This window comes from Alloyangia pacifica (assembly GCF_900116195.1).
GTDB classification, from domain to species: domain Bacteria; phylum Pseudomonadota; class Alphaproteobacteria; order Rhodobacterales; family Rhodobacteraceae; genus Salipiger; species Salipiger pacificus.
Genome location: NZ_FOZW01000006.1, coordinates 275,047 through 292,588 on the forward strand (window position 1 = coordinate 275,047; position 17,542 = coordinate 292,588).

18 protein-coding genes are annotated in these 17,542 nt (G+C 67.3%); 3 read left to right on the forward strand and 15 right to left on the reverse strand.

The features are described from left to right. Window positions 1–80: 80 nt before the first annotated feature. Complete coding sequence (locus BM397_RS14560; RefSeq protein WP_092424951.1) at window positions 81–1,565, reverse strand: AMP nucleosidase; 1,485 nt, start codon at window positions 1,563–1,565, stop codon at window positions 81–83. A 132-nt stretch (window positions 1,566–1,697) separates the two neighbouring features. On the opposite strand from BM397_RS14560, the gene BM397_RS14565 reads away from it, so the two are divergent. Next, window positions 1,698–2,675, forward strand: coding sequence for a DNA topoisomerase IB (locus tag BM397_RS14565; protein ID WP_092424949.1), 978 nt, complete (start codon window positions 1,698–1,700; stop codon window positions 2,673–2,675). Between the two features lie 3 nt (window positions 2,676–2,678). Here the strand turns inward: BM397_RS14565 and BM397_RS14570 are convergent, their stop codons facing one another. Next, complete coding sequence (locus BM397_RS14570) at window positions 2,679–3,161, reverse strand: transglycosylase SLT domain-containing protein (RefSeq protein WP_092424947.1); 483 nt, start codon at window positions 3,159–3,161, stop codon at window positions 2,679–2,681. 158 nt (window positions 3,162–3,319) lie between these two features. On the opposite strand from BM397_RS14570, the gene BM397_RS14575 reads away from it, so the two are divergent. After that, a complete protein-coding gene (locus BM397_RS14575) occupies window positions 3,320–4,174 on the forward strand; it encodes an SDR family oxidoreductase (protein WP_092424945.1) in 855 nt (284 codons plus the stop codon). A gap of 93 nt (window positions 4,175–4,267) precedes the next feature. Here BM397_RS14575 and queF read toward each other — a convergent pair whose 3' ends face one another. The 10 genes from queF to BM397_RS14625 all read right to left on the reverse strand — a co-directional run bounded on the left by queF (window position 4,268) and on the right by BM397_RS14625 (window position 12,108). After that, window positions 4,268–4,732 carry a preQ(1) synthase gene (gene queF, locus BM397_RS14580; RefSeq protein ID WP_092424943.1) on the reverse strand — a complete coding sequence of 155 codons (465 nt, stop codon included), beginning with the start codon at window positions 4,730–4,732 and terminating at the stop codon, window positions 4,268–4,270. Window positions 4,733–4,756: 24 nt separating this feature from the next. Continuing rightward, entirely contained in the window at window positions 4,757–5,464 is a 708-nt protein-coding gene (queE, locus tag BM397_RS14585; protein WP_092424941.1) for a 7-carboxy-7-deazaguanine synthase QueE, read from the reverse strand. Between the two features lies 1 nt (window position 5,465). After that, entirely contained in the window at window positions 5,466–5,834 is a 369-nt protein-coding gene (locus BM397_RS14590) for a 6-pyruvoyl trahydropterin synthase family protein (RefSeq protein ID WP_092424939.1), read from the reverse strand. After that, the gene (queC, locus tag BM397_RS14595) at window positions 5,834–6,535 is read right to left on the reverse strand and encodes a 7-cyano-7-deazaguanine synthase QueC (protein ID WP_092424937.1); all 702 of its coding nucleotides are present in this window, start codon (window positions 6,533–6,535) and stop codon (window positions 5,834–5,836) included. Before queC ends, BM397_RS14590 begins: the two co-directional genes overlap by 1 nt. 264 nt (window positions 6,536–6,799) lie before the next feature. After that, a complete protein-coding gene (dxs, locus tag BM397_RS14600) occupies window positions 6,800–8,725 on the reverse strand; it encodes a 1-deoxy-D-xylulose-5-phosphate synthase (protein WP_092424935.1) in 1,926 nt (641 codons plus the stop codon). 17 nt (window positions 8,726–8,742) lie between these two features. Further along, window positions 8,743–9,612, reverse strand: a complete 870-nt coding sequence (locus BM397_RS14605; protein WP_092424933.1) for a polyprenyl synthetase family protein — start codon at window positions 9,610–9,612, stop codon at window positions 8,743–8,745. A 6-nt stretch (window positions 9,613–9,618) separates the two neighbouring features. Then, window positions 9,619–9,861, reverse strand: coding sequence for an exodeoxyribonuclease VII small subunit (locus BM397_RS14610; protein WP_092424931.1), 243 nt, complete (start codon window positions 9,859–9,861; stop codon window positions 9,619–9,621). Beyond that, the gene (locus BM397_RS14615; RefSeq protein ID WP_092424929.1) at window positions 9,858–10,784 is read right to left on the reverse strand and encodes a histone deacetylase family protein; all 927 of its coding nucleotides are present in this window, start codon (window positions 10,782–10,784) and stop codon (window positions 9,858–9,860) included. Before BM397_RS14615 ends, BM397_RS14610 begins: the two co-directional genes overlap by 4 nt. A gap of 110 nt (window positions 10,785–10,894) precedes the next feature. Continuing rightward, a complete protein-coding gene (locus tag BM397_RS14620) occupies window positions 10,895–11,599 on the reverse strand; it encodes a response regulator (RefSeq protein WP_092424927.1) in 705 nt (234 codons plus the stop codon). After that, window positions 11,596–12,108, reverse strand: coding sequence for a MarR family winged helix-turn-helix transcriptional regulator (locus BM397_RS14625; RefSeq protein WP_092424925.1), 513 nt, complete (start codon window positions 12,106–12,108; stop codon window positions 11,596–11,598). Before BM397_RS14625 ends, BM397_RS14620 begins: the two co-directional genes overlap by 4 nt. 155 nt (window positions 12,109–12,263) lie before the next feature. On the opposite strand from BM397_RS14625, the gene BM397_RS14630 reads away from it, so the two are divergent. Further along, on the forward strand, window positions 12,264–13,133 hold the full coding sequence (locus tag BM397_RS14630; RefSeq protein ID WP_092424923.1) for a branched-chain amino acid aminotransferase: 870 nt from the start codon (window positions 12,264–12,266) through the stop codon (window positions 13,131–13,133). A 154-nt stretch (window positions 13,134–13,287) separates the two neighbouring features. Here BM397_RS14630 and BM397_RS14635 read toward each other — a convergent pair whose 3' ends face one another. The 3 genes from BM397_RS14635 to BM397_RS14645 all read right to left on the reverse strand — a co-directional run bounded on the left by BM397_RS14635 (window position 13,288) and on the right by BM397_RS14645 (window position 17,494). Continuing rightward, window positions 13,288–14,538: a PAS domain-containing protein gene (locus BM397_RS14635; protein ID WP_092424921.1), complete on the reverse strand. Its 1,251-nt coding sequence runs from the start codon at window positions 14,536–14,538 to the stop codon at window positions 13,288–13,290. Window positions 14,539–14,657: 119 nt separating this feature from the next. Beyond that, entirely contained in the window at window positions 14,658–15,845 is a 1,188-nt protein-coding gene (locus BM397_RS14640; protein ID WP_092424919.1) for an ABC transporter permease, read from the reverse strand. 5 nt (window positions 15,846–15,850) lie between these two features. Further along, on the reverse strand, window positions 15,851–17,494 hold the full coding sequence (locus BM397_RS14645; RefSeq protein WP_092424917.1) for an ABC transporter permease: 1,644 nt from the start codon (window positions 17,492–17,494) through the stop codon (window positions 15,851–15,853). Between the last annotated feature and the right edge of the window lie 48 nt (window positions 17,495–17,542).

The window sequence follows — 17,542 nt, forward strand, 5'->3', positions numbered from 1 at the left end:
ACTCTATGTAGAGTCGAAACACAACGAATAGTGGCTTATTGCAAGAGAAATCTACGCGCTTTGCGCCTGAAACTGCCGATTCACAGGAAGGCTGTTTCGTCGAAGCTACGCAATTTGCGGCTGTGGATCCTCTCGAGGGGCATCGTGCGGAGGTGTTCCATGGCTCTTATCCCGATCATCAGGTGGCGCGCCACCTGCGTCTTGTAGAAATCCGACGCCATGCCGGGAAGTTTCAACTCTCCGTGCAGCGGTTTGTCGCTGACGCAGAGCAGGGTGCCGTAGGGCACCCGGAATCGGAAGCCGTTGGCAGCGATCGTGGCGCTTTCCATGTCGAGCGCCACGGCGCGACTCTGGCTCAGCCGCTGCACCGGGCCGCGCTGATCGCGCAGCTCCCAGTTGCGGTTGTCCACCGAGGCGACGGTGCCGGTGCGCATGACCCGCTTGAGGTCGTAGCCCGAAAGCTGCGTTTCCTCTTCGACCGCGTCCTCCAACGCCACCTGGATCTCCGCCAGCGCCGGGATCGGCACCCAGATCGGCAGGTCGTCGTCGAGCACCTTGTCCTCGCGCAGGTAGGCGTGCGCGAGCACGAAGTCCCCGAGGCTCTGCGAGTTGCGCAGGCCCGCGCAGTGCCCGACCATCAGCCAGGCATGCGGGCGCAGCACGGCGATGTGGTCGGTCGCGGTCTTGGCGTTCGACGGCCCCACCCCGATGTTGACCAGCGTGATCCCCGAGCCGTCCTTGCGCTTGAGGTGGTAGGTCGGCATCTGCGGCATCTTCGCGGTCAGCGGGATCTCGGTCCCGGCATCGGTGATCTCGACGTTGCCGGTCGACACGAAGGAGACGTAGCCGCTCTCGGGATCGGCGAGTTGCTTGCGGGCGTAGGCCTCGAACTCGCTGACGTAGAACTGGTAGTTGGTGAACAGCACGTGGTTCTGGAAATGCGCCGGGTCGGTGGCGGTGTAATGCGCCAGCCGGGCCAGCGAGTAATCCACCCGCTGCGCGGTAAAGGGCGCCAGCGGCTCTGCCCCGTCTGGCGCGGGCCGCGCCACGCCGTTGACGATGTCGTCATTGGTGGTGGTCAGGTCCGGCACGTCGAAGACGTCGCGCAGGATGAAGCTGCCCGCCCCTTCCTGCGGCACAGTCAGCTCGGGGTAGTTGGCGACGGCGAAATGCACGGGCATCGGCGTCGCCGACAGGCCGACCTGCACCTTCACGCCGTGGTTCTCGATCAGCAGGCCGATCTGCTGTTTCAGATAATGCCGGAACAGGTCCGGCCGGGTGATCGATGTGGCATGGGTGCCCGGCGCCGAGACGTGGCCGAAGCTGAGGCGGCTGTCGACCTTGGCGAAGCTGGTCGTGGTGATGCGGACCTCGGGATAGAAGGCACGATAGCGGACGCCGGGATGCCCCTCGGCCATGGAGGACAGGAAACGCTCCTTCAGAAACTCCGAGGCCTGCGCGTAGAGCGCGCAAAGCCGTTCGACCGCCGCCTCCGCATCGTCGAAAAGCTCCGCCTCCGGGGCCTCGGGGGAAACGATCTGCAATTGCGCCTGCATGTCCTGCATCTGCGGCTCCTTCCGCTATTTTGCCGGCCAGCGTGGCAGGAAGACGTGACGGGTTCAAGACGCCGCGTCACACCTCCGCGCCTTGGTCTTGACCGGCGCGGAACCCCTCGGCGGCACCCGGCGTTCGCTGGCATGACCCCGCGCACCGATCTTGTCTACTATCCCGACAGCCGCCCCGGCATCCTGCGGCGGCGCTGCGGGCGCGGCTTTTCCTACATCGCCCCCGACGGTACCCGCATCGACGCCGCCGAGGAGCGCGCCCGGATCAAGGCGCTCGCCGTGCCGCCGGCCTACGAGCAGGTGTGGATCTGCCCGCGCGACAACGGCCACCTTCAGGCCACCGGCCGCGACGCACGCGACCGCAAGCAATACCGCTACCACCCCGACTGGACGGCCTTTCGGGCAGAGCGGAAATACGGGCATCTCGCCGAATTCGGCGCGGCCCTGCCCGGACTGCGCCGCAGCATTCTCGCCCAGCTCCGCGCCCGCGATCCGGGCGAGAAGGACTTCGCCCTCGCCGCCACGCTGGCGCTGCTCGACCGCGCCGGGCTGCGGGTGGGCAACGCCGATTACGCTCTGGAGAACGGCAGCTACGGGGCGACGACGCTGCGCGGCACGCATCTGCGCCTTGACGGAGGCACGCTGCACCTGCGTTTCCCCGGCAAGGGCGGCAAGCGCGTCCACAAGCAACTGAAGGACCGCACCCTGCAGCGGGCTCTCACCGCGCTGGACGATCTGCCCGGAAAGGAACTGATCGCCTGGCTCGACGAGGACGGCCGGCCGCACGGGCTGCGCTCGGAAGAAATCAATCGCTGGCTGGCCGAGCGCACCGGCAACGCCGCCCTCACCGCCAAGACCTTCCGCACCTGGAACGGCAGCGTGGCGGCGCTGGAGACGGCGCTGCGGGCGGAGAAGATCAGCATCAAGGGGATGGCGGAAGCGGCGGCGGAGCGGCTGGCGAACACGCCGACGGTGGCGCGCAATTCCTACATCCATCCCGAGGTGATCGCCCTTGCGGAGTCCGGCCTGCCGAAGAGGCTCGACCGTGCCCCCGACCGCCCCGGGCTGCGCCGTGCCGAGGCGCAGCTGCTCGCCCTTCTGGAGCGCTGAGGCTCAGCCCCGGCGCAGCCCGGTCTCGACCAGCATGCCGCGCCGCTTGGCCTCGTAGTAATAGCCCTTGGCATAGAGCCCGATGGCCGCGTCGGGATTGCCATCCGACAGCAGCCAGGCGCCGCGCAGGTATTTCACGCCATATTCGAGGTTGGTATCCGCATCGAGCAGCTCGCGCGGCTGCCCCTGGAAGCCCATGGTGCGCGCGGTGGCGGGGAGGATCTGCAGCAGCCCATAGTAAGGGCCGTTGCGCGCCTCGGGGCTGTGGGTGCTCTCGCGGATCGCGAGACGGTGCACCAGCCGCCGGGGCACCTCGTAGTAATCGGACCACCGGTTGATCGAGGCGCGCAGCTCGGGCGTCTCGTTCGGGTAGAGCGGCGGATCGAAGCGCGTCACCTCGAGCTGCTCCTCCTGCTGCACGGCACAGGCAGAGAGTGGCGCCACCAGCGGCAGCAGAACGAGCGACAGCCAGGCGCGCCGGGTCATTTCGGTTTTTCGGGACATTCCGAATTCCACGTAGCCTCAGATGCGCCCTGATACTCCCATCGCGCGCGCCGGCCTATCCTGCACGATGGCATATGAGCGGAAGCGCGCCGGTCCGGCCGGGCTTGCCAAAGCCGGTGCCGCAGACCAGTTTGCCGGCCATGACACGCACATTGCTCACCCTCGGCCACGGCTACTCGGCCGCTGCCCTCGCCCGCCGCCTTCTCCCGCAGGGCTGGCGCATTCTCGGCACCCACCGCAATCCGGCCAAGGCGCCGGATGTCGCGGCGCAGGGGGTGGAGCCGGTGCTCTGGGAGCGCGCCGCGCTGGAAGAAGCGCTGGCACAGGCGAGCCACCTGCTCGTCTCCGCCGGACCGCGCGACACGGGCGATCCGGCGCTGGCCGAGATCGGCCCCGCCATCGCCGCGCGGGCGCCCGCGCTGGACTGGGCCGGCTATCTTTCGACCACCGGGGTCTACGGCGATCACGGCGGCGCCTGGGTCGACGAGAGCACGCCGCTCTCCCCCGGCACGGCGCGCGGCCGGGCGCGGGCCGAGGCCGAGGCCGCCTGGCAGGCGATCCAAGGCCTGCCGCTGCACATCTTCCGCCTCGCCGGCATCTACGGGCCGGGCCGCGGCCCCTTCGAAAAGGTCCGGCAGGGCACGGCGCGGCGCATCGTCAAGCCCGGGCAGGTGTTCAGCCGCATCCACGTGGCGGACATCGCCCAGGTGCTCGAGGCCTCGATCCGCCAGCCGCGCCCCGGGGCGATCTACAACCTCTGCGACGACGATCCGGCCCCGCCCGAAGACGTTTTGCTGCACGCTGCCGAACTTCTGGACCTGCCGCCCCCGCCCGAGGTCGCCTTCGACGACGCCGAGCTGGGCCCCATGGCACGCAGCTTCTATGCCGAGAACAAGCGCGTGCGGAACGACCGCATCAAGGACGAACTTGGGGTGACGCTGCTCTACCCCGACTACCGCGCGGGACTGGCCGCGCTGTTAGGCGACGAGACCTGAGCCCGCGCCGCGCTTGCCGCTTCCACATGGCTGAAATATCCCGGGGGAGCCCGCCGCAGGCGGGCGGGGGCAGCGCCCCCTGACCCCACCGGATCAGCCGCGCCCGCGGTAGGGCGGCACACCCTGGTCGGGGATCCACACGCCCTCCGGCATCGGGCCTGTCTGGTAGAAGACGTCGATCGGAATCCCGCCGCGTGGGTACCAGTAGCCGCCGATGCGCAGCCATTGCGGGTCGAGAAAGTCGACCAGCCGCCGGGCGATGGAGATGGTGCAATCCTCATGAAAGGCGCCGTGGTTGCGGAACGAGCCGAGGTAGAGCTTCAGCGCCTTGCTCTCGACCAGCCAGTCGCCCGGAACGTAGTCGATCACAAGGTGGGCGAAATCGGGCTGGCCGGTCATCGGGCAGAGCGAGGTGAACTCCGGCGCGGTGAAGCGCACGTTGTAAGCCACATCGGCCTGCGGGTTCGGGACGCGTTCCAGCTCGGCCGCTTCGGGCGAGCTGGGCAGCACCGTGGCACCGCCAAGCTGCTTGAGGTTGCTGTAGATGCTATCGGTCATTTCGGGGTCTCCGGAAACGGGAAGTCAGACGCCGCGCTTGTTGCCCCAGAGGAGCACATGCAGCTGCGGCAGGATGCGGGGCGCGAACCAATGGTCGGCGGTGGCGGTCTCGGTCAGCCACAGCAGCCGGTCGGCCAGGCTCTGCGGGTCGACCGGCACATCGGGGTCGACCTCCGGGTTGCCGGGCTGCAGGTAGAGCGGCAGCTCGGGGTGCCGGGCGTGGGCGTCCTTTGCCCAGTCGTAGTCGCGCTGGTCGAAGATCACGATCTTCATCACCACCTGCCGCGCGCCCCGACCCGCGGCGACGCAGGCGGCAAAGGCGTCCCAATCCACCGTCTCGCCACTCGACGGCGGCTTGGGGCTGAGCACCAGCGTGTCGAGCCGCCCGAACCACGGGCGCGCCACCGACCCCTGCGTTTCGCAGGCAAAGCGGTAGCCCTCCGCCCGGCCCATCTCGATCATCGGGCCAAAGTCCTGGATCGCCGGGTTGCCGCCGCTCAGCGAGACGGTGATCGGCCGCCCGCCCGAGAGGCGCGTGACCTCCCCCCAGACCTCTTCGTCGCTCATCGGGATCCAGCTGTGGCGATAGGCGCTGTCCACCGCGTGCAGGCTGTCGCACCAGCTACAGCGATAATCGCAGCCGCCAGCGCGGACAAAGACGGTGGGCTCGCCGATCAGCACGCCCTCGCCCTGGATCGTCGGGCCGAAAATCTCGGCAATGCGCAGACCCATGTCAGGCCGCCAGCGGCGCGGGCCGGTACTCGGCCCAGGTCTTCGGCGTCTCGCTGACCTTGACCGAGGTGGTCTCGGGCCAGCGCGCGGCGCACCACTCGTAGAAATGCAGCGCGAGGTTCTCGGCGGTCGAGGCGACGTTCAGCACGTCATTGAGGTGCCGGTGGTCGAAGCACTCGTCGATATAGGCCTTGAGCGGCGCCAGCTCGTGGTAATCGCGCACGAAGCCGTCCGAATTCAGCTCGCGCGCCGCCAGCTCGACCACGACGATGTAGTTGTGCCCGTGCATCCGGGCGCATTGGTGATCGCCCGGCAGATGCGTCAGCTGGTGCGAGGCGGAGAAGTGAAATTCCTTGCTGATCCGGAACATCACGCCTCCTCCCGGCTGGCCACGGCCTGCACCCAGAAGTCGGGGTCGGCGTAGACGGTGGGATCGGCGACGCCCGCCAGATGGAACGCCTCGCGGCGTTCGACGCAGGTGCCGCAGCGCCCGCAATGGGTCTCGCCGCCCTTGTAGCAGGACCACGTCTCGGCAAAGGGCGTACCGTGCTTGGCGCCTTCGGTGACGATGTCGGCCTTGGTGCGGGTGACGAAGGGCGTGTAGAGCGACACATCCGCGTAGCCGTCGAGCGCCGCGCGCTGCATGGTCTCGAAGGCGCGGGTGAAGCCCGGACGGCAGTCGGGGTAAATGAAATGATCCCCGCCATGCACGGCGGTGGCAACCGCCTCGTCGCCGTTGGCCGCAGCGACGCCGAAGGCGATGGCCAGCATGATGGCGTTGCGGTTGGGGACCACGGTGATGCGCATGGTCTCCTCGGCGTAGTGCCCGTCGGGCACGTCGATGTCCGAGGTCAGCGCCGAGCCGGTGAGCGCCGCGCCGATGGTGCGCATGTCGATGCGGTGGAAAGGCACGCCGAGGCGCTCGGCCGCGGCCTTGGCGAAGTCCAGCTCCTTGGCATGGCGCTGGCCGTAGTCGAAGGAGACGAGCCGGGTGAGCTCGTGCCTTGCTGCGACCATATGGGCGAGCGAGACGGAATCCAGCCCGCCGGAGCAGATGACGATAATCTTCATGTTTGAACCCTTGTTTTGATGACCGGGTAGGCTGCGACCGGTGTGGGCGGGTCCCTAAAGGATCGGGCGCCACGGGGCAAGGGTTCATGGCCGCGCGGACACGGGGACGTGCGCGCGGGCGGGCCATGGGAGGGGCACTGCCCGGCGCGCGGTTCGGCCGGGCAACCGAAAAGAGGGGGGCTCCACCCCCGTCCGCTTCGCGGACTCCCCCCGGCGTATTTTCAAAGAGAAGAAGCGGCGAGCGGACGGAAGCGTCCGGAGGTTTCAGGCGCGCTTGTTGAGGATGTCGACGCCGAGGGTGGTGAGGACCTTTTCCTCGATCTGCTCGGCATTGAGCCCGGCCGTCGCGTACATGTCCGCGGGGCTGGAATGGTCGATGAAGGTGTCAGGCAGCACCATGGAGCGGAACTTCAGTCCGTGGTCAAAGACGCCCTCGTCCGACAGCAGCTGTGCAACGTGGCTGCCAAAGCCGCCGACCGCGCCTTCCTCGATGCAGATCAGTGCCTCGTGGTCCTGCGCCAGCTGCAGGATCAGGTCCCGGTCGAGCGGCTTGGCGAAACGGGCATCGGCGACGGTCGGCGAGATGCCGCGCGCCTCGAGCTTCTCGCAGGCCTTGAGCACCTCCGACAGGCGGGTGCCGAAGCTGAGGATCGCGACGCGGCTGCCGGTCCGGATCATCCGGCCCTTGCCGATCGGCAGGATCTGCGGGGTCTCGGGCATCTCGACGCCCACGCCCTCGCCCCGCGGGTAGCGGAAGGCGATGGGCCCCTCGTCATGCGCGGCGGCGGTGGCCACCATGTTCACCAGTTCCGCCTCGTCGGCGGCGGCCATGACCACCATCCCAGGCAGGTTGGCCATGAAGGCGATGTCGTAGGCGCCGGCGTGGGTCGCACCGTCAGCGCCCACCAGACCGGCACGGTCGATGGCGAAACGCACCGGCAGGCGCTGGATCGCCACGTCGTGCACCACCTGGTCGTAGCCGCGCTGCAGGAAGGTCGAATACATCGCGCAGAAGGGTTTCAGCCCGCCCGCCGCGAGACCGGCAGAGAAGGTCACCCCGTGCTGCTCGGCGATGCCGACGTCGAAGACCCGTTCGGGGAAGCGCTCGGCCATCAGGTCGAGCCCGGTGCCGTCGGGCATGGCGGCGGTCACCGCGCAGATCCGCGGGTCCTCGGCGGCGAGCTGCGTCAGGGTCTTGGCAAAAACCTTGGTATAGGCCGGCGCGTTGGAGGGCGCCTTTTTCTGCTCGCCGGTGACCACGTCGAACTTGGCGCGGGCGTGGCCGCGGTCGGCGGAGCCTTCGGCCGGGGCGTAGCCCTTGCCCTTCTTGGTCAGCGCGTGGATCAGGATCGGCCCGGTGGCCCGCGCCTTGACCGCGCGCAGCACCGGCAGGAGCTGGTGCAGGTCGTGCCCGTCGATCGGGCCGAGATAGGAAAAGCCCAGCTCCTCGAACAGCGTGCCACCCACGGTCATCGACTTCAGCATGTCCTTGGCGCGCTTGGCGCCCTCGCGGAAGGGCGGCGGCAGCAGGCTCACGGCGCCCTTGGCCGCAGCCTTGAGGTCGTGGAACGGCGCCTCGGCGTAGAGCCGGCTGAGGTAGGAGGACATGGCACCGGTCGGCGGCGCGATGGACATCTCGTTGTCGTTGAGGATGACGATCAGCCGCTTGCCGAGGTGGCCGGCGTTGTTCATCGCCTCGAAGGCCATGCCCGCCGACATCGAGCCGTCGCCGATCACCGCAATGGCGTCGCCGAGCCCGGTCTCGCAGGACCCGCCCAGCTCGCGCGCCATGGCAAAGCCGAGCGCGGCGCTGATCGAGGTCGAGCTATGGCCGGCGCCGAAGGGGTCATAGGGGCTCTCGGAGCGTTTCGCGAAGCCCGACAGACCGTCCTTCATGCGCAGCGTGCGGATGCGGTCGCGGCGGCCGGTAAGGATCTTATGCGGGTAGCACTGGTGCGAGACGTCCCAGATCAGCTTGTCGCGCGGCGTATCGAAGACCGCGTGCAGCGCCACGGTCAGCTCGACCACGCCAAGGCCCGCGCCGAGGTGCCCGCCGGTTTCGGAGACCGCCGAGATGGTCTCGGTACGCAGCTCATGCGCAAGGCGGATCAGCTCGTCATCCGAGAGCCGCTTGAGATCGGCGGGCGTGGTCACGCGGTCGAGAAGGGGCGTCTCGGGGCGGGAGGACATGGGGTGCACCTCTGGCGTCAATTGCTGCGGGAGATAACGAAGCGGGCTGCGGCCCGCAAGTTTTCCGCCCGGTCTGCATAGGGAGATAGCGCGTCACAGGCCTCGTCCACCAACTGCTGCGCGCGCAGCTTCGCGGCATCGAGCCCGAGCAGCGAGACGAAGGTGGCCTTGCCGCGCTCGGCGTCCTTGCCGACGGCCTTGCCCATCATCGCCGCGTCGCCCTCGACGTCGAGGATGTCGTCGGCGATCTGGAAGGCGAGGCCGAGCCGGTCGGCATAGGCGGTGAGCGGCGCGGGGTCGACCTCGGCCAGCCGCGCGCCAGCCTCGGCGGACCAGCGGATCAGCGCCCCGGTCTTGCCGGCCTGCAATGCGGTGATCTGCGCAAGGTCGAGCGGCACATCGGTGCGTTCGGCGGCCATGTCGAGCGCCTGCCCCTTGACCATGCCGCGCGCGCCCGCCGCCCGGGCCAGCGACAGCGCGAGATCGGCCCGCACCTCGCCGGAGGGATGGCAGCGCGGGTCGCTCACCAGCTCGAAACCGAGCGCCTGCAACGCATCGCCGGCCAGAACCGCCGTCGCCTCGTCCCACTTGCGGTGAACGGTCGGCAAACCCCGCCGCAGGTCATCGTCGTCCATGCAGGGCAGATCGTCATGCACCAACGAATAGGCATGCACCGCCTCGATGGCGCAGGCCGGCCAGATCGCATGCCCCTCGGGCACACCGTGCAGCCGGGCCGATTCCAGCACCAGATAGCCGCGCAGCGCCTTGCCCCCGCGGGTGGCGTAGCCCATGGCCTCGACCACCGGCAGCGCGTCGTGCTCGTCCAGAACGCTTTCGAGGTGGGCAGCGACCGCCGCCGCCGCACCGACCAGGGACTCTGCAAACATGGGGGCTCAGAGCCCCTCGACCGGCTTGGTGCCCGTGGGCTCGCCGTTCGCGTCGAGGGTGATGGCGGCGACCTTCTCCTCGGCCGCCTTGAGCTTGGTCTCGCAATGCTTCCGCAGCTCGCTGCCGCGCTGGTAGAGCGAGATCGACTCCTCCAGCGGCACCTCGCCGCGCTCGAGCTGGGTCACCACCTGCTCGAGCTCTGCCATTGCCTGTTCAAAGCTCATTTCCGCGACGGGGGTGTCAGTCATCTGCCTGCCTTGATCAATTCTTCTACGTGCACCCGGGCCGAGTCCGCGAGCGCGCGCAGATCATAGCCACCTTCGAGAACCGAGACCACCCGCCCCTGCGCGGAGCCCTGCGCAATCCGGCACAGCTCGTGTGTGAGCCAGCCGAAGTCTTCCTCTCGCCAGTTGAGTTCGGCCAGCGGGTCATCGGCATGGGCATCGAACCCGGCGGAAATGATGATCAGCTCGGGCTGGAACCCCTCGAGGCGGGGAAAGGCATGGGCTTCGTAGGCGGCGCGCATCTCGGCCCCGCCGCTGCCCGGCGGCAGCGGCAGGTTGAGCACGTTGTCGTGACCGCCGGTCTCGCTGGCCGCGCCGGTGCCCGGCCAGAGCGGATATTGCTGCGAGGTGATCACCAGCGCGCGCGGCTCGTCCCAGAGCAGCGCCTGTGTGCCGTTGCCGTGGTGCACGTCGAAGTCGACGATGGCGACGCGGTCGAGCCCGTGCCGGTCGAGCGCGTGCTTGGCCGCGATGGCGGCATTGCCGAAGAGGCAAAAGCCCATCGGGGTCTCGGCCTCGGCGTGGTGGCCGGGGGGACGGGTGGCGCAGAACGCCGTCCTGGCCTCGCCCGCCAGCACCGCGTCCACCGCCCGGACCGCGCCGCCGACCGCGCGCCGCGCCGCCTCCAGCGAGCGCGGCGAGAGCCATGTGTCCTCGTCGAGCGGGATGAGCCCCTCGCCGGGCAGCGCCCCGGTCAGCCGGTCGAGATAGGCCTGCGGGTGCACGCGCAGGATGTCGCGATCCTCGCAACGCGGGGCGGCGATGCGCAGCAGATCGAGACCCTGCAGCGCGTGCAGCACGTGATCGAGACGGGCCACCTGTTCGGGGTGGCCATCAGGCGTCAGATGATCGAGACAGTCGGCATGGGTGATCAGCGCGCAGCCCATCGCAGCCCTCCTCCGGTTGCGGGTTTGGTGCAGCAGAGCGCGATTCCGAAGAAGGAACAAGGGGGCGGGGCCCGCGCCCGGCCGCGATCAGCGCCGCGGTGCCCGACAGCTCAATCCGGCGCCAGCATGTACCCCGCGCCGCGCACGGTCTGCAGGTAGCGCGGCTGCTTCGGGTCGCTCTCGATCTTGCGGCGCAGGCGGGTGATCTGCACGTCGACCGCGCGTTCCTGCGCCTGCCCCTTGTCGCGGCCCAGTTCCTCGACCAGCCGCGTCCTGCTCAGCGCCTCCCCCGGCTTGGCGGAGAAGATGCGCATCAGTTGGCTCTCGGTCGCGGTGAGCCGCACGAGATCGTCGCCGTGCCACATCTCGCCGCGCTCGATGTCGTAGCGGATCGGGCCGAGCGTCAGCAGTTTCGGCTGCATCTCGGCGGCGGCGGGGGCTTCGGGCATGCGTCGCAGGATCGCATTGATCCGCAGCAGCAGTTCCTTGGGCTCGAAGGGCTTGGCCAGGTAGTCATCCGCCCCGGCCTCGAGACCGGCGATCCGGTCCTCGGTCTCGCCCCGGGCGGTCAGCAGCATGATCGGCGTCTGGCGGGTCTCGCGCAGCGCGCGGGTGAGGCTGATGCCGTCCTCGCCCGGCATCATCACGTCGAGCACGATCAGGTCGAAATCGAGCCCCGCGAGGAGCCGCCGCGCATGCGCCGCATCACGCGCCGCGCTGACAAGAAAGCCGTGTCGGATCAAGAACTTCTGAAGCAGACTCCGGATGCGTTCGTCATCATCGACGATCAGCAGGTGGGCGTCGGGATCGCTCATCCGCGGTTCTCCCGCAGCCGCTGGTACTGGCGCTGCATCTCGGGGTCCATCATCGCCTCGAGCACCTGCTTGAAGCCCGCAACCGCCTCGGGACCGACCTGCCGATAGGCCGAGCGCATGCGGGCGCGCTGCGCGTCCGAGAGCTGCTTTTCCAGCGCGTCGCCCGCCTCGGTCAGATAGAGATGACGCTCGCGCTTGTCGGCGCGGCCGACGCGGCTTTCGACCAGCCCGTCCTCGACCAGCGTGCGCAGCACGCGGTTGAGCGACTGCTTGGTCACGCCGAGAATGTTCAGAAGGTTGTTGACCGTGGTGCCCGGCGCGCAATGGATGAAATGGATCGCGCGGTGATGCGCCCGACCGTAGCTGAGCCCTTGAAGGATCCGGTCCGGGTCCGCGGTGAACCCGCGATAGGCGAAGAACATCGCCTCGATCCCCTGCCGAAGCTGTTCATCGGTCAGGTAGAGAAGCGACTCACCGCCCAGAACCTGACTTGCCGACGCGTCTGCCATAAATCCCTCTGCGTTCGTTTTCTGCACTTTAAGTCAGCGTTGTTGACATTCCAATAGCGAACTGTTAGCGAGTCGCAGTTTTTGCGCAACATTATGTCCGCTTCGGACGTAAGAGACGCAACTAATGCAAAGCGCCTATGTGAAGGAGATGACCCATGGACGGAGCTTTCGACGACCGCGACGGCAAGATCTGGATGGATGGCCAGATGGTGGAGTGGCGGGATGCTCAGGTACATGTCCTGACCCACGCGCTGCATTATGCGAGCTCCGTCTTCGAGGGTGAGCGGGCCTACAACGGCAAGATCTTCCTCGGCCACGAGCACTCGAAGCGACTGCATTTCTCTGCCGGCGAGCTCGATTTCGAGATCCCCTACACCGTCGAAGAGATCGACGCAGCCAAGGACGCCGTGCTCAAGGCGAACGGCTTCACCGATGCCTACGTCCGGGCGGTTGCCTGGCGCGGGGCCGGCCAGGACATGGGCGTTGCCTCGGCGCGCAACCCGGTGCGCCTTGCGATTGCAGCCTGGGCCTGGGGCAACTACTACGGCGACGCGAAGATGAAGGGTGCCAAACTCGATATCGCGAAATGGAAGCGCCCGAGCCCGGAAACGATCCCGGTGCACGCCAAGGCCGCGGGTCTCTACATGATCTGCACCACCTCGAAGCACGCGGCGGAAGCCAAGGGCTGCTCGGACGCGCTGTTCATGGACTACCGCGGCTATGTGGCCGAGGCGACCGGCGCCAACATCTTCTTCGTGAAGGATGGCGAAGTGCACACGCCGCTGCCCGATTGCTTCCTCAACGGCCTGACCCGTCAGACGGTGATCAAGCTGCTGAAGGAAAAGGGCATCACCGTGCATGAGCGCCACATCATGCCCGAGGAGATGGAAGGCTTCGAACAGTGCTGGCTGACCGGCACCGCCGCTGAGGTGACCCCGGTGGGCCAGATCGGTGACTACACCTTCGAAGTCGGCGCGCTGACCCGCGACATCGCCGAGACCTACGAAAAGCTCGTCCGCTCCTGAGCGGCGAGTTTAGGGGCCCCGGCCCCCTCCCCCGGGTTTCGCATCCCGACGACGGCCCGCGCCACGCGCGGGTCGTTTGCATTTCCGGTCGGGTCAGCGGCCTTGCGCAAATGAAGCCTGAGCCCGACCTCGGTGCCTCCACCGCCCTGCGCTGTCAGCTCATCGCCCGCAGCATCGCGGTGTTGGACTGGATCACCGTGTTCAGCTCGACGATCCGCGCCAGCCGTGCCTCGATCTCGTCCTGCCCGGCGTCGAGCTGTTCGACAATCCCCGCAAGCGAGTCGCCGGTGCCGGTGAGCGCCGCGCTCTCGATCTTGCACATCATCCGGGTCGAGCTGAGGCCGGTCACGTAGCGCTTCATGTCGAGCACCGAGCGGCCGAGCCGTGTCGCCTCTATCTCGACGACCTTCAGCGCGTCGATGGCGGCCTTCTGAAAGGCGATCTCCTCGGCGATCAGCGTTTCCTTGTCGCGCAGCACGTCATCCTTGGCGGCCGCATGGCGCACGTCTTCCTGGAAGATGGCCGACATCTCGGCCTGCAGGCTGCCGGCGTTGACCAGGAACTGCCCCTGCTGGATCGTGGTCAGCATGCGCATGTAGGTGCTGTCCTCGCCCTCGACGAAGCTGCGCACCCAGGCCGCCATCTCGTCGAGCATGGAGCCGTAATTGACCGAGATGGCGCTGATCGGTCCGCCCGCGTTCTCCAGCCGCGAGGCGAGGATGCGCATGTTCATCGGCACCGTGCGGATCGCCTTGATGATCTCGGTCATCCGATCGGTTTCCTCGCGGATCTGCAGGATGGTCTTCGCCATGGTCTGGAACCGCATCTGCCGCGGTCCGAGCTTGCTGCCCATGCGCTGCGCCCGGGCCTCGAGCTCCTGCGCGAGCGCGGCGGTCATGAACCCCTCGTAGGAAGCGAAACCCAGCTCGCCGACTTCGGCCAGCAGCATGTCCCTGCTGCGCGTGGGCGAAGCGCCCTGCTCGGTCTCGGCCTCGCGCAGGCGGGCGTAGATGTCCCTGACCTTGTCGAGCAGCCCGCAGCAGGGTTTCACCCGCACCGATATGTAGCCGCCCGCGATCGGCCAGGCAACGGCCAGCACCCAGTAGTAGCGCCCGTCCTTGGCCTTGTTCTTGACGTAGGCGGCGACATAGTCCCCGGCCTTCAGCTTGTCCCAGTAGAGCTGGAACACCCCCTTGGGCATGTCGGGATGGCGCACGACCTTGTGCGGAGCGCCCTTCAGCTCTTCCCACATGTAGCCCGAGATTTTGCGGAACACGCTGTTGCCGTGAATGATCACCCCGCGGTCGTCGGTGCGCGAGAAGAACAGGTCCTTCAGCTCGAACGGCACCTCGCCGACGGTGCTGTTGCGGGTCTGGGCCATGAGCTGAGAATCGTGCTGGGTCATCTGGGCCACGCTGCTTGGAACGCCGATACGCCGCGCAGCATGCCCCCGGCGGGGTTTCCGAAAGATGAAGAGCCGCGGAAATCCGCGGCTCTTCCAAGGTCCCGTGATCGGCGCGAGGCTCAGCTCGGCGACAGGCCCCGCAACCGCTCGGAGCGGCGGCGCAGCATCTCGACGGTCGCCAGCAGCACGATGGAGATCGCCACCAGCACCGTCGCCGCCGCGAGGATGGTCGGCGAGAGCTGCTCACGCAGGCCGGTGAACATCTGCCACGGCAGGGTCTGCAGCTCGGCCGAGCCGATGAAGAGCACCACCACCACCTCGTCGAAGGAGGTAATGAAGGCGAACAACCCGCCCGAGATCACCCCCGGCAGGATCAGCGGCATCTGCACCCGGAAGAAGGTGGTCACCGGGTTGGCCCCCATGTTCGCCGCCGCCCGCACGAGGCTGCGATCGAAGCCGACCAGCGTCGCGGTCACGGTGATGATCACGAAGGGAATGCCGAGCACCGCGTGGGCCAGCACCACGCCCCAGAGCGTGCCGACGATGTTGATCTTCGAGTAGAAGAAATACATGCCGGTGGCCGAGATGATCAGCGGCACGATCATCGGCGAGATCAGGATCGCCATGATCGCGCGCTTGCCGGGCACGTGGCTCTGCGACAGCCCGATGGCCGCCAGCGTGCCGAGACTCACCGAGATGATCGTCGCCAGTGGCGCGATGATCAGCGAGTTCTTCACCGCGCTGGTCCACTCGGGGTTGGTGAAGAAGTCGCGGTAGTGCTTCAGCGAATAGCCCGCCGGGTCGAAGCGCAGCATCTCCGGGGTGAAGGTGAAGAAGTCCTGCGCGTTGAACGACAGCGGCATGACCACCAGGATCGGCGTGATCAGGAAGACGAAGATCGCCCCGCAGATCACCCGGAAAGTGTAGTGCCAGAGCACCTGATTGGGTGTGAGATAGGGCACCAGCGACACCCGGTAACGGCCGTAGCCGATCCAGTAGGTAAACCAGCCGAAGAACCAGCCAAAGAGAAGGCCGACGAGGCCGCCCGAGACGCCGCCGCCGACAAAGCCCAGCACTGCGAAGACCGCGAGTATGCCCCAGCGCAGCGGCTTCTCGAGGTCCTTCGACAGGGCCATGGCGACATAGGCGAACCCGGCCATGATCAGCGCGCCCAGCACGATGCCGAGCAGCACCGAACCGTTGGCCGCACCGATGAAGATGCCGGCAAAGGCCCCGGCGGCGGCAACCACCGGCACGGTCAGCGAGAGGGGTTTCTTGACGGCGGGTGTGAGAATGACGTTGCTCATGTCCGTTACCCCAGCTTCACGTTGTCGATGCCGACGATGCGGTCGTAGGCCCAGTAGAGGATCAAGACCACCGCCAGCAGGATCGAGCCGAGCGCGGCCGCGAGGCCCCAGTTCAGCGAGGTCGAGATGTGATAGGCGATCCGGTTCGAGATGAAGGTACCGGTGGTGCCGCCGACGATCTCGGGGGTGATGTAGTAGCCGATGGCAAGGATGAACACGAGGATCGAGCCCGCGCCGATGCCCGGCACCGACTGCGGGAAATAGACCCGCCAGAACGTCGTCCAGTCGGTCGCGCCCAGCGATTTCGAGGCGCGCACATAGCTGTGCGGGATCGTCGACATCACCGAGTACATCGGCAGGATCATGAAGGGCAGCAGGATGTGAGTCATCGCGACGATCGTGCCGAACTGGTTGTTGATCATCGTCAGGCGGCCGTCATCGGCGACCAGTCCGATCCAGACCAGCACGTCGTTGATGACGCCCTGCTGTTGCAGCATGATCTTCCAGGCCGAGGTCCGCACCAGCAGCGAGGTCCAGAACGGCAGCAGCACGAGGATCATCAGAAGGTTCGCCTTGCGCGCCGGCAGGTTCGACAGGATGTAGGCCACCGGGTAGCCCAGCAGGATGCAGCTGCAGGTGATGACGAGGCTCATGAACAGCGTGCGCTTGAAGAGCATGATGTAGATGCGCTCGTTCTCCGGGCGCGCCTCCGCCCCTTCCGGCGTGAGCTTCATGTCCACCGAGTTGAGGAAGTAGCCTGAGGTGTATTTCGGGGCGTAGAGCTTCAGCGTCTGCCAGATCTCCGGTTCGAGCCAGTCCTTGTCGATCTCGCCGAAGCCGTCCTTGAAGCTGACGGTCTCGAAATCGGGGCTGGCGACCAGCGCGGCCGCGGCTTTCAGCATCTCCGCATGCGGGCCGCTGTAGCCAGAGACGTCCTGCGTCGAAAGATCCTGGTAGAGCGCGGTATGCACCGCCGACCAGGGCTCTTCCTTCAGCAGCGACTTGCGCTCTTCGTTGTGCGTATAGCCGGCAAAGATGGCATATTGCGCGGCGGTGCGCGGCAGCAGCTCCTCGACGCCGTCACGCAGTGCGAACTTTGGCAGGCGGCTGCCCTTTTCCCAGGCGGCTTCCTTGGCCAGCCAGTCCTCGGAGCCCATCATCTCGGCCCAGGGCTGCGCCTCGTCCCAGTTCTTGTCGAGATCCTCGAACTGGTCCTGGTAGACCTCGCCGATGTCGTCGAGGCCACGGCCCGACTTGCGGAACAGCGAGGACGCGCCGGTCTGCTCGTAGTTCAGGCGCGAGCCGAGACGGGTGTGCTCCTTGCGCTCGGCGGCGACGAAGAGATCGTAGTAGGCGTCCTCGAACACCTGGTCGGGCGGCAGGCCGGTTCCGTCCCAATCGGCCAGCGCTGCTGTGGTCGTCGGCATGGTGTCCGAGACGATCTGGTTCTCGACCGAGCGGAACAGCATGTCCCCGATCGGTGCGATGAAGGTGACCAGAACGAAGATCAGCAGTGGGGCGACGAGCGCGAGGGCGCGCATCTTCTGCACGCGCAGCGCCCGAGACAGGCTTTTCTTGAGCGGCGTGCCATCCGCGGCCAGCATGGGCCCGTTGGCGTCTTTCTCCGGGACGTCGGTCGAAGCTGTCATCCTACCCCCTGCGGGTCTGTTATTCTTTGATTATTGTATTTGGTTCAG